This is a genomic window from Bacteroides sp. AM54-2NS (assembly GCF_003602935.1).
Classification (GTDB): domain Bacteria; phylum Bacteroidota; class Bacteroidia; order Bacteroidales; family Bacteroidaceae; genus Bacteroides; species Bacteroides xylanisolvens.
In genome coordinates this window covers 1-12,362 of the sequence record NZ_QTMZ01000040.1, presented here as the reverse complement: position 1 = coordinate 12,362, position 12,362 = coordinate 1, and the positions used below count along the sequence as shown (strand labels likewise).

The window sequence follows — 12,362 nt, the reverse complement described above, 5'->3', positions numbered from 1 at the left end:
AAAGACACAGGTGTATGATAGAAGTTATAGTTACAATAGTCACAATTTTAGGAGGAGTAGTTACTTTGCTTTCATATTTCTCGAAGGAAAAAGTCAGAGTGACAATCTGCTGTACAGAGAGTACATTGCTGACGCAAAAACCTAAAATACCTGGAATTACTGTCTTTGTACAGTATGAAGATACGATACCGGTTGAAAATCTTTGGAGAATATGTTATACGTTAGAGAATACGGGAAATAGAAATATTATTGGTGAAGGTGCCCAATCTTCTTTAGTGGCTAAAGGGGGCGGACTTCCATTATATACGAAAAATGTAAAAAAGATGATTCAATTATCAGCTACGGACAATAATATGGTAGAGTTGAGAGATAATATGTTACATTTTAAACAGTGGTTGCCGGATGAGTGTATCACAATTGAAGCTTTGGTGGAAAGCTCGGGTGAGAATCCTGAATTATATATTGATGAACATGACATCATTAACTCTAAAGTAATTTTTAAGAATAGTACTAATAGATGAATATAAAATAAATAAAACCATGAAAAAGATTTTTTCTCTTCTCTTTTTGCTTGTTACTTGCATTGCTCAAGCACAAAATGTTTATCGCACCGATAAAGATATATCTTATGTCTCTGGTTCCGAAACGGACACCTATCGTCAGGAGCGTTGTAAACTGGATATTTATTATCCTGAAAACAAGAAGGATTTCTCAACTATCGTTTGGTTTCATGGCGGTGGTATGGAAGGTGGAAATAAATTTATTCCCAAAGAATTGAGAGAACAAGGGTTTGCAGTAGTGGCGGTGAATTACCGTTTGAGTCCGAAAGTAAAGAATCCGGCTTACATCGAAGATGCGGCTGAAGCTGTGGCATGGGTTTTCAAGAATATTGAGAAGTATGGCGGTCGTAAGGATTACATTTTCGTTTCCGGTCATTCTGCGGGAGGTTATCTTTCATTGATTCTGGCAATGGATAAAAAGTACTTGGCAGCATACGGAGCAGATGCCGATAGTGTAGCTGCTTATCTTCCGGTGAGTGGTCAGACGGTGACACATTTCACTATTCGTAAGGAACGCGGTTTGCCTGACGGTATTCCGGTGGTTGATGAGTATGCTCCGGTAAATAAGGCCCGCAAGGAAACTGCTCCTCTCGTGTTGATTACGGGGGACAAGCATCTGGAGATGGCGGCAAGATATGAAGAAAATGCGTTGCTGGAAGCTGTCTTGAAAAGTATAGGTAACAAGAAGGTGACTTTGTATGAAATGCAAGGATTCGATCATGGTCAGGTACTCGGTCCGGCATGTTGTCTGATTGCAGATTATGTGAAGAGATTCAAATGATATATTGTTCTGGCAAGAAGTCAGATATATGTGGTATGAATTTACCACATATATGGTATTTACCCTGAACAGAATCCGCACTATCTTTGTCATATATTAAAACAAGAGAAATTTAAAACAGATATATATGGAAAAGATAGCAAGAAAATTGACGGATTTGGTAGGTAATACTCCGTTATTGGAACTTAGTAACTATAATACAAGTAACGACCTGAAAGCTCGTCTGATTGTAAAGATTGAATCTTTCAATCCGGCAGGAAGCGTGAAGGACCGCATAGCATTGGCTATGATTGAGGATGCAGAAACGAAAGGAATTTTGCATCCCGGAGCGACTATCATTGAACCGACCAGCGGGAATACCGGCGTGGGATTGGCTTTTGTTTCGGCAGCTAAAGGCTATAAACTGATTCTGACGATGCCCGATACCATGAGTATCGAACGGCGTAATCTTCTGAAAGCTTTAGGTGCGGAATTAGTATTGACTCCTGGTGCAGATGGTATGAAAGGAGCCATTGCCAAAGCTGAAGAACTGAAAGCGGTCACTCCGGGAGCTGTCATCTTACAACAATTTGAGAATCCTGCTAACCCCGCCATGCATTTACGGACTACTGGTCTGGAAATATGGAGAGATACCGAGGGGAAAGTCGATATCTTTGTGGCCGGAGTAGGTACTGGCGGGACAGTTAGCGGTGTAGGTGAAGCGCTGAAGATGCGTGATCCGAGTATAAAGATTGTGGCAGTAGAACCTTCTGATTCTCCGGTACTATCGGGAGGTAAACCAGGTCCGCATAAGATTCAGGGAATCGGTGCAGGGTTTGTTCCTAAAACGTACAAGGCTTCTATCGTAGATGAGATTATTCAGGTGCAGAATGACGATGCCATTCGTACGAGTCGTGAATTAGCCAAACAGGAAGGTTTGTTGGTAGGCATATCTTCAGGAGCGGCTGTATATGCTGCTACGGAACTGGCGAAGCGACCGGAAAATGCCGGGAAAATGATTGTTGCATTATTACCCGATACAGGCGAACGTTATTTATCTACCATTTTGTATGCTTTTGAGGAATATCCTTTGTAATAATGCCGCTTTCCTCCAGATAAAAACAACCGCTCCTTTGGACTCAAACGTTTGTCTTTTTGTTGTAGACATACGGTCGTTTGGATCAAGAGGAGCGGTTGTTTAAGTTTGGTTGAACAGCCGTTTGAGGCTGTTCAGCCGGTTAGATGATAATTTGAGTTCACCACAAAGTAACGCAGTGTCTCATAGAGTTATTGTCGGGAGTGTATGCATTAATAATGCGCATTTATTTATAAATACCTACTTATAAGTAATAGTCAATACTTGATTTCCGCATTGCATACGGAAATCTCCTTGTTCCAGTACCCATTGCCCGTCGGAATTGACAAAAGCCAAGTCACTGCCTTTGACGGATAGAGTGACAGTTTGGGTTTCGCCCGGTTGCAGTTCCACCTTTTTGAAGGCTCGTAACCGGCGGTTTTCGGGAGTAAGCGAGGCCACAAGATCACTGCTGAATAGCATGACAACTTCTTTTCCGGCATATTTACCGGTATTGGTTACGTCTATGGAAAAGTGCAAATCATCTCCTGTGGTAAACGAAGATTTGTCCGTTTGGAAGTTGCTGTATTCGAAAGTGGTGTAGCTCAATCCGTATCCGAAAGGCCATTGAACGGAGACTACTGCATTGTAGTCATAAGCTCCTTCCATTTTGTCCATCTCTTCACTCACCCGATAATCGTAGGTAGTCAGTGCTGCTTCGTGTCGCGGATATGTGTAAGGCATCTTGGCACTGGGGTTCACGTCTCCTGCCAGAATGTTCGCTAATGCATCACCACCATAGTTTCCGGGTAATAGAATGTCAATAATAGCATCAGCCAATGGCTCCAAGTCGTTGATAATGCGGGGACGACCCTCATTGAGTATCAGGATGATCGGTTTTCCCGTAGCGGAAAGTGCCTTTACCAGTTTGCTTTGGTTGGCGGAGATAGCAAGTTCTGAAAGATTACCGGGTGTTTCGCAATACGAATTTTCACCGATGCAGGCGATAATAATATCCACGTTGCGGGCGGCGGTCACAGCTTTCTCAATCTCCGGTTCATTTTCTTCCATGTAAGCCCCTTCGGGTTTGTAGGTTACGCCTTGTTCCAAACGGACATGATCGGCTCCGAATTTGTTGCAGATTGCTTCGTAAATGGTGTTATATTTGTCGGCAAATCTATCGGTCAGATGTCCTTGCCACGAATAGCTCCAACCGCCGTTCAAGCAACGCATGGAGTTGGCGTTCGGACCGGTTACCAATATCTTTTTTCCTTGAGGAAGCGGAAGAATATTATCTTTATTTTTTAGCAATATTTCCGATTCTTCGGCTGCATGAAGTGCGATAAGTGCATGCTCCTTGCTGCCGAAGAGAGGATAATCTTTCAATAAAGTGTTCGGATGATCGAACAGACCCAGACGGAATTTAAGTCTAAGCACCCGGCGGACGGCATCGTCAATACGGCTCATGGGTATTTTCTTCTCTTGCACTAACTCTTTTAGTAGTGTACAATAATTGAGATCATACGGTTCCATAGCCATGTCTATACCTGCATTGATTGCTATTTCGATGGCTTCTTTCTTGTCCGCCGCCACATGTTCGCGGGTATAAAGATTGTTGATGTCCGCCCAGTCGGTGATTAACATTCCGTCCCATCCTAAGTCTTCTTTCAGCCATTGTGTAAGGAGTTCGCGGTCGGCGTGCACAGGCTTTCCGTTGATGGAACCACTGTTGACCATTATAGTCAGTGCACCTGCTTCCACACAAGCCTTGAACGGTGCAAAACATTTCTCACGCAGTTCGGAAACCGATATATAAGCCGGTGTGCGGTCTTTACCGGTACGTGGCATGCTGTATCCCATGTAATGTTTCACGGAGGTGGCGATTCGGTCGGCGGGAATATGGTTAGGATCATCTCCTTGGAAGCCTCGGACAGCAGTGCTGCCCATAATGGCATTGACTAAACAGTCTTCTCCATAATTTTCCCATACACGTGGCCAACGGGGATCACGTGCCATATCGACGGTGGGGGAGTATGTCCAGGGACAATTGCTAGCCCTTGTCTCATAAGCTGTTACACGTGCCGCTTCGTATGTCAAATCCGGATTGAAGGCAGCACCCATATTGATATTTTGAGGAAAGAGCGTGCCGCCCAATGTATAGGTAGTACCATGATTCTGATCCAGGCCGTAGATACATGGAATACCAATCTCCGTCATCGACAGTTCTTGTATTCGACCGATAATCTCGTTCCACTTTTCAGGGTTTTGTGCTACCGGGCCGGGAGCATTGAGAAACGAACCTACCTTGTATTCAGCAATCGCTTTGTGGAGTTTTGCCTCGTCCAATTGGAATTCTCCATTTATCGTCTCTCCTAATACATCAATAGCAAGCTCGGTCATTTGCCCTATCTTGGCGTCAAGATCCATTTTTGATAGAAGCTCTTCCACTTGTTGTTCTATTTTTGCGTCTTCAGGAATGGCAGTGGGAACTGCCTGTTTGGAACAGGCAGTCATTGCGATAGATGCGGTCATTAATATAATATTTCTTAGTTTCATTATGATTTGTTTTTAAGTAGCATCGTTTATGTAATCTGTCATTCAGATGGATTTAACCCGAAGAATGACAGATACTTATGGTATGAATGATTTTTAAACTTACTTAGGAACATTATTTCACGGTTACCAAATCTACATAATAGCCATGTCCTACACAGATGAATCCGTTTTCAGCTTGAATCATATTCAGCATGTCTTGGGTCAGTGTCAGTGCGTATTCACCGTTTTCCGAGAAGTTTATCGGGTCTGTGAAGTACGACCAATTGCCGGTAGCAAGTCGCATCTGATGATATTCGGCAGTAGGTCTATGGAGTAGACAACTTTTAGTGTCGATCCGGCTGTAATACCGGTAAACGCATCCATCGGAATCAAATTAAAAGTTCTGTTGGGATCACCTTCCGGCATATCCCATGAAACGTAATGATGTCCTGACCAAAGCGTTATTTCAGTAGATATAATAACAGTCTGCTCGGTAGTCGTAGCATTATCGTTTAAGAACTGCACAGCCTCTCCGCTACGAGTTTTGCCTGTCATCGTATAGCTTCCATCAGACAACTCCGGACAAGTCAGCGTAACTTCCGTAGAAGATTGATTGCTGAATTGAGACACCGTCTGTCCGCCGATAGTTAGAGAAGCGATATTTTCAAGATTGATACCGGAAATGGTCCAGTCCACGTTGGCAGTAGCCCGGTTAGCCCCCGAAATGACAAGGGAAGCATTGGTCACTTTCACCATGTCGGCTCCATATTCATTGCCGGCGGCATCTTGCAGAACGATACGGTAATCGCCTTCGCTTACGCCTGTCGGAACGATGTATTCCAGATAGTTCTCGTCTTCCGATTCAACATAAGTAGGATCGGTGATCGTGTTTCCTCCCAAGAGGATAGCTGTTACGTTTTGTAGATTACTGCCATATAAACGGGCAGTCTTACCGGGAGATACAATTCTCTCAAAGGCTACTTCTTTAGATTGAGGGTCATCAGCCAATGGGTTGACCACCACTAATCCTTCACGGGAAGTCTTCTTCCCTTTCACAGTTTCCACTTCTATTTTCAAATTATACGTACCGGCTTTCAGACTACGGTTGATTTCTTTGTCGGAGTCGGTACCCGATTCTACTTCCTGTCCATCAATGAACCAGGTTACTGTGGTGTAATCTTTCGGAGTCACGGTCAGCGCGATGGATAAGTTCGCATCCCGGCTGATGTTGGCGAATGTTGCCAATTGGCCGTTCGTCCTGTCAGGGAATACCGGAGCAAGGATATGCGGATCATCATTTTCCGTCACCGTAGCGAACGGTTCTTCCTCGGTGCATGCAGTAAATGTGGAGCCTACAGCGAGTAGGGCAAATAGTGCAATATATATCTTTTTCATAATGGATGATTGTTTAATAGTTAGTTTTCAGTATCCCACCACAGAAGGCTGTGCCAATTGTCTGTTCCTCCCATGCGCTCGATGGCTTCATTGTAGCTTTTCTTATTATAGGAAGATTCCAATACAGGATAGCAGAGACGTACCGGAATTTCCGTTCCACCGGTGAGATATTGTCCGAACCCATATTCTGCCGGTGATTTCAACTTCGGATAACCGGAACGACGCACGTTTGCCCAACATTCGGCAGGATTGGTGAAGTGAAGAATCCAGGCCTGTGTATTGATAGCTTCAAGTTTCTGATTGTCCGTATGTCCGAACGTCCCTCTACCTTGAATGAATGCATCAAACTCTGCATCAGTAGTAGCCGTGCAACCGTAGTTGTCTGTCAGGAAATCCATAGCTGCACGCACTCCTTGCTTGTAAAGATCTTCTGCCGACACACTGCCGACATTCCATTTTTTCACAGTAGCTTCTGCCATCAGGAACTTCACTTCTGCAGAGGTCATCACTACGCCCGGATTGTCGCTTTTTAGGAAATTATTGGCAAGTTTGGGTTCCACTTCACGAGCATGGTTGCTGTAACAGAAGGGTTGTTAACGGCTAATTCCTTACAAATATCGCTGTCGTATCCTGTAGGCCATGGCTCCCACGAGTAGGCACCCGGGTTGCGCGGACTGAAATCAATCCCTTTTTCAATCATCTCCTGGGTGATGTCGACACGATTGTCGGGACTGGTGGCACTCATCAGCCCGTCATAATAACAACGGGAAATTTTGAATGTACGAGGGTCACCGGATTGGCGTAGCTGATTAAAGAAAGTGGAGCAGAGGTAACTTGGATTATTAGCGGGGTCGTTGCCGAACAATAACTGTGACAATGAATTTCCGCGATAATCAGAGTAAGCTTCTTGTCCGAAACTAAATGCGATTGTCATGTATTTGATGAGCGCATCGCTTGAGGCGTCCGTTATCACACCCCCATTGGCAGCTAAAGCATTTTCAAATTCCGTTTGTGCCTTTGTAGGATTGACATTGGAGATTCGCATGGCAAAACGTAGGCGAAGCGAGTTTGCCAGTTGTTGCCATTTAGTTACATCACCGGCATAGATGAGGTCACCTGTCACTTTATCTTTGGTCGGATCGATTTTATTGACGGCATCTTCCAGCTCCAGAAAGAAAGCGTTGTAAATATCTTCCTGTTTGTCATACTTCGGATTGAACTTTCCTTCGAGGAATCCCAGGCCGGCTTCACTGAAAGGAGCGTCTCCGTAAGTGTCGGTGATGATAGACATAAGATAAACCCGATAAATGCGGAGCACAGAGTTGATGTTCACTTTCTCTGCATCTTCGGCTGTGCGATATTGAGCATCAATGATATTCTTCAGGGATTGAGTGTAGAACGATGTCCAGATACGGCTCATTTCATTATTGTCTAGCGTATGGCGTCCGCCGTAGTTGGTGGTGTTCCAACATCCCATCAGTTGTTGGGTGAATGCATAATGGTAGTTACGGTAGATTTCCATCATACTAAGGTCTCCGTACGTTTGCAGTTGGGCAGTGGTGAGCTGCGCATTCGGGTCGATGGTAGCGGCCTTGGAAGGGTCGGTATTCATGTTTTCCATGTATTCATCGCTGCAAGAAGCGAAAAACAGGGCACATGCCATCGTGATGATTGTGATGTATTTAGATTGTCTCATGATATATCTTTTTAGAATTTCACATTTACATTAAAACCATAGCTTCTGCGTGAAGGCAACGAACCGTATTCAAGTCCCATACCGGTGGTATTGTTGTAGTTGGAATCCGGGTCGATATTCGGGATATTCTTCCATACGATGAACGGATTGCGGGCAACGAACGAAACGGTCAGTCCGCTTATTACATTCTTCAGCCAGGATTTGGGTACATTGTAACTCAACGTTAGCTCACGGCATTTCACGTATGAGTTGTCGTAAATAAACATAGAAGGTGCATTACGGCAAACGCTCATCCAGTAGTCTTCCGGATTGATGTAGATGTCGTTGGGGCGATACGTTCCATCACCGTTGTCGATGACACCCGGAGCAACGAATCCGCCTGTCGGCTTCCAGTTATCGGCTCCTTTTGCAATGCCGGCTGCCAATCTTTCTTCTTCCGAGCGATACCAGGCGTCGCGTCCTGCCAATGTCTCCGGACTTTTACCCGATTCATAAGCAGCACGGGCAGACATCGAATAGAGGTCGGCACCTACTTTCACATCGAATACCGCTACCAGCGAAAGATTCTTGTAGGTAAAGTTGGTGAGTAATCCACCTGTCCAGTCCCAAGAGGCATTACCCAATACGTGGTTGCTCTTGTCATATTGCGGCAGACCGGTTTGCGGGTCAATCAGAATATCTCCCTTTTCGTTCCGTTGGAAGTCCGGGCCTACAATAGAACCAAAGTTCTCGCCTACCTTAGCGGCCACCTGAACGTCGAGCCAAGATGCTTTTTCCAGTTCAAACATATCCGATTCGCCATCCAGTTCTTTTACTTTGTTGCTGTTCTTGGAGAAGTTCAGATTAATGTCCCAGGAAAAATCGCGTGTTTGAATCGGTCGTGTGCTAAGGGCAATCTCAATACCTTTGTTTTCTATCTTGCCGGCATTAATCAAGCGATAGTTATAACCGGTTGTCCAGGAACTTGCCATTCCCATAATCTGGTTTTTACTGATTTGAGAATAGTAGGTGAAATCCAGTCCGATACGGTTCTTCAGGAATTTCAATTCCAATCCCATTTCCACGGAGTTTGTTTTGGTTGGTTTCAAGTCTTTGTTGGGGATGGTTCCGTTATCGATATATCCGATGGTATATCCGGGATAAGCATATTTGGATTTCGTATAGACGAGTCCCAATTGATAAGGATCGGTATCGCTACCTACTTGGGCCCATGACATACGCACCTTTCCGTAAGGCAGGAGGTCGCCCAGTTTTGTCAGCTCGGAGAATACAAAGCTACCGGAGAAAGAAGGATACACATACATGTTGTTGCCAGTGGGAAGGGTAGACGATTGGTCGCCACGCAACGTAGCATCGAGGTAAAGCATGTGTTTCCATCCCACGTTCACTGCTCCGTAAACCGAATTAATCTGCTTGCGGTAACTGCCGGGCACTACACTGATCTCGTTGAAGCTCGTCAATGAAGGGACATCGCGTATCTTCATGTCTTGAGCGGTGGTAACGGTGGTCTGGTTGTTTACCTTATATACATTGCCGCCTAACGTAGCGTTGAAATCGAAATCACCCCAATGGTTGTTGTAGAGAGCCAACACTTCAAAGTTGTACATGCGGTTGCGGAAAGCACTGTTTTGAAGTCTTCCGGCTTCGAATCCGGGAGTGGTAGGTGCTTTGTAATCATCGAACGTGAACCAGTTGAGTTCGGCACCCAGCGTTGCTTGAAGTTTCAGATGTGGGTCGATGTTCCATACGGCCTTGCCGTTCATGCGGAACAAGTCTTTCTTGGATTTATTGAAGTTCTTATAGATATCCCAGTACGGATTCACGTTGTAGGGATCCATGCCGTTCCAGTTGGAATATTCGCCGTCGGCAGTCTGATAGGTTTGCAACCATTCCTGGTCGTAGGTGGTGGCAAGGGTCATCAGGTTTTTACCGATATTGGACTTGCTGTCGCCCAATGCCGGACGGTTCTTCACGTCTTCCCGTGTATAGTTGACGCTGAAATCCAAGTCTACCTTTCCTGCAGACGTATTGGCGCGCAGGTTGAAAATGTCACGGCTCATGTGTGTCTGGGGAACAATGTCTTTATTGCGCATATCCGTATAGGTAAAGCGAATTCCGGTTTTTCCGCTGTTCACACCTATGATGGCGGAGTTGGTGGCGGTGATACCCGTGCGGAAGAAGTTGGACGTATTGTCGGGGACAATGAGGAAAGGGCGTTCCACGCCGTCGAAATACTTCAGCATGTTTGAACCGTCCGCTTTTGGGCCCCAACTTTTGTTTGTGTTGGATATGGCATCATAGCTATAAGTACCATTGCTTCCCATACCGTATATCTGTTGAACTTCGTCCCATTTGGCAAGTTGGGTATCGAAAGTCAGTGTTCCGTTATATTCCACGCTGATTTTATCCTTGTTGGCTCGCTTGGTTGTAATCAAGATAACACCGTGGCTGGCACGGCTACCATAAAGTGCGGATGCCGCAGGGCCTTTCAATACCGACATGTTTTCTACGTCATCGGCATTGATGCTCGAAATACCGTCGCCCAAGTCGAAGCCTCCGTTTGTGCCGGCACTGCCGAAATTAGTGTTGTCCAAAGGTACACCGTCCACTACATAAAGAGGCTGGTTATTGCCGGTCATTTCGGTACTGCCTCGCAGAATAACGCGCGTAGAACCGGAAGGACCACCGGCGGTCTGGCTGACTACCAAGCCCGGCACACGTCCTGCCATGGAGTTGATAAGATTCGTCTCTTTCGCTTTGGTCAAGGCTTCACCTTTCACTTCATCAATGCCGTAGCCCAACGCTTTGCGCTCTCTCTTGATGCCAAGGGCGGTGACTACCACTTCATCCAATGCTTTGGCATCCTCTTTCAAGGTGATGTTCAAAGGACCTCTTCCCGCTTTTACTTCTTCGGATTTATAACCCACGTAGCTGACAACGAGCGTAGCTCCCGCTTTTACATTCAAACTGAAATTTCCATCCAGATCGGTAATCGTTCCGTTGGCAGTTCCTTTCTCCACTACGGAAGCCCCAATGATAGGACCTGTGGCATCGCTCACTTTTCCGGTTACCTTGTTGCTTTGTTGTTGAATAGCCTGGGAACTTGGTTCCGTTGCTGCATACACTTGCTGGAAACCTCCCGCCATCCAAAGAGCGAGTGTTCCGCAAAACAGTAGATACTTACATTTTTCCATATTCATAGCATATATATTTAAGATTCCTATAATATTTTCATCCAGTCGATGTACATCTTCACTTTCTGACCGTCTTTCAGGCCCGTCAGTTTATTAATATCGGTAATTCCTGTAAACGCACCTCCCACGGCGAGGTTGAACAGGATGTAGAAGTTGTCATGAAAGTAGGTGTTCGAGCTAATGTCGAACGTATGAAACTTGACGTTGTCGATGGATATTGTCAGGTTGTTTTCATCCCAATCCAGAGAGTAGGTGTGATAATTGCCGTCTTGCAGGCTGTTGGCAACATTGGCTTTGTAGTATTGCTGTTCGTGAGCCGCTGCGCTAGGGCCATAGTGAATGGCGGTGTTCACTTGTTTTTCCGAATCGCCCGCAGCCATTCCGCTCTGTTCTCCCATTTCCATAATATCAATCTCCCCGCATGCCGGCCACTGTTTGTCGTTGTCTCCCATCATCCAGAAAGCAGGCCATAGTCCGCCGTTAGTCTTGGGAAGCTTGATACTTGCTTCTATCTTGCGATACTTGAAACTCTTTTTCCCTTTTGAATTGATCCTGCCTGAATAGATTTTATTCCCTTTGCGTTCGGCGGTAAGAATCAGAACCGATTTATCCCCGTCTTTTCCTACCGATACATGAGCGGCATCGTATGCCTGTAGCTCTTGATTGGTCCAACCGGGTTCATGAGTTTCTTTCGTCCATACTTTTCGTCGAAAAAGTTGAAATCGTCTTTAAAAAGAATGTCTTGTGGATTTTCTTCCGGTTCCGTTCCAACAGAATCCGACGAGCAGGATTGTTGCGCGAAGCAAACGGATAAAAATAGGAATAGTGCTACTTTTTTCATCGTTTTAGCATTTTAAAGGTTAAACGTAATATGTGCTTTATACTTGTAGAGCTTGGTGCAAAGATGCTAATATCCGGCTAAAACGATGGTCAGATTGCTGACATATTAGGTTTGATTGCTGACAAATCTGCTGATTTTTATCGAACGGATGTTATCTTACCCATTCTTTTTCGAAGATTGTTGCTGTACAAGAATGAGGTAAATGATAATTTTGCGGAGTGCCCTGAAAGGGCTTAATTATATAGCGTAGGGCAACGCCCTACGTAAAAACGACAATCTGAATTTGCGCCCTGAAAGGGCATAATT

5 protein-coding genes and 3 pseudogenes are annotated in these 12,362 nt (G+C 45.2%); 3 read left to right on the top strand and 5 right to left on the bottom strand.

Annotated features, from left to right (window positions below; genetic code table 11):
- Nucleotides 1–14 precede the first annotated feature (14 nt).
- From DXA05_RS19845 to cysK, 3 genes are all read left to right on the top strand, one after another.
- A complete protein-coding gene (locus tag DXA05_RS19845; protein ID WP_008641340.1) occupies nucleotides 15–521 on the top strand; it encodes a hypothetical protein in 507 nt (168 codons plus the stop codon).
- Nucleotides 522–540: 19 nt separating this feature from the next.
- Entirely contained in the window at nucleotides 541–1,341 is an 801-nt protein-coding gene (locus DXA05_RS19840; RefSeq protein WP_008775292.1) for an alpha/beta hydrolase, read from the top strand.
- A gap of 127 nt (nucleotides 1,342–1,468) precedes the next feature.
- The gene (gene cysK, locus DXA05_RS19835; RefSeq protein ID WP_004317446.1) at nucleotides 1,469–2,416 is read left to right on the top strand and encodes a cysteine synthase A; all 948 of its coding nucleotides are present in this window, start codon (nucleotides 1,469–1,471) and stop codon (nucleotides 2,414–2,416) included.
- 240 nt (nucleotides 2,417–2,656) lie between these two features.
- On the opposite strand, the gene DXA05_RS19830 is transcribed toward cysK, so the two are convergent.
- From DXA05_RS19830 to DXA05_RS19810, 5 genes and pseudogenes are all read right to left on the bottom strand, one after another.
- On the bottom strand, nucleotides 2,657–4,951 hold the full coding sequence (locus tag DXA05_RS19830; protein ID WP_049701397.1) for a glycoside hydrolase family 3 N-terminal domain-containing protein: 2,295 nt from the start codon (nucleotides 4,949–4,951) through the stop codon (nucleotides 2,657–2,659).
- Between the two features lie 112 nt (nucleotides 4,952–5,063).
- Nucleotides 5,064–6,325, bottom strand: a pseudogene (locus tag DXA05_RS19825) (hypothetical protein).
- Nucleotides 6,326–6,345: 20 nt separating this feature from the next.
- Nucleotides 6,346–8,021, bottom strand: a pseudogene (locus tag DXA05_RS19820) (SusD/RagB family nutrient-binding outer membrane lipoprotein).
- Between the two features lie 11 nt (nucleotides 8,022–8,032).
- Nucleotides 8,033–11,221: a SusC/RagA family TonB-linked outer membrane protein gene (locus tag DXA05_RS19815; RefSeq protein ID WP_128859537.1), complete on the bottom strand. Its 3,189-nt coding sequence runs from the start codon at nucleotides 11,219–11,221 to the stop codon at nucleotides 8,033–8,035.
- A gap of 20 nt (nucleotides 11,222–11,241) precedes the next feature.
- Nucleotides 11,242–12,056: pseudogene (locus DXA05_RS19810) on the bottom strand (glycoside hydrolase family 16 protein).
- Between the last annotated feature and the right edge of the window lie 306 nt (nucleotides 12,057–12,362).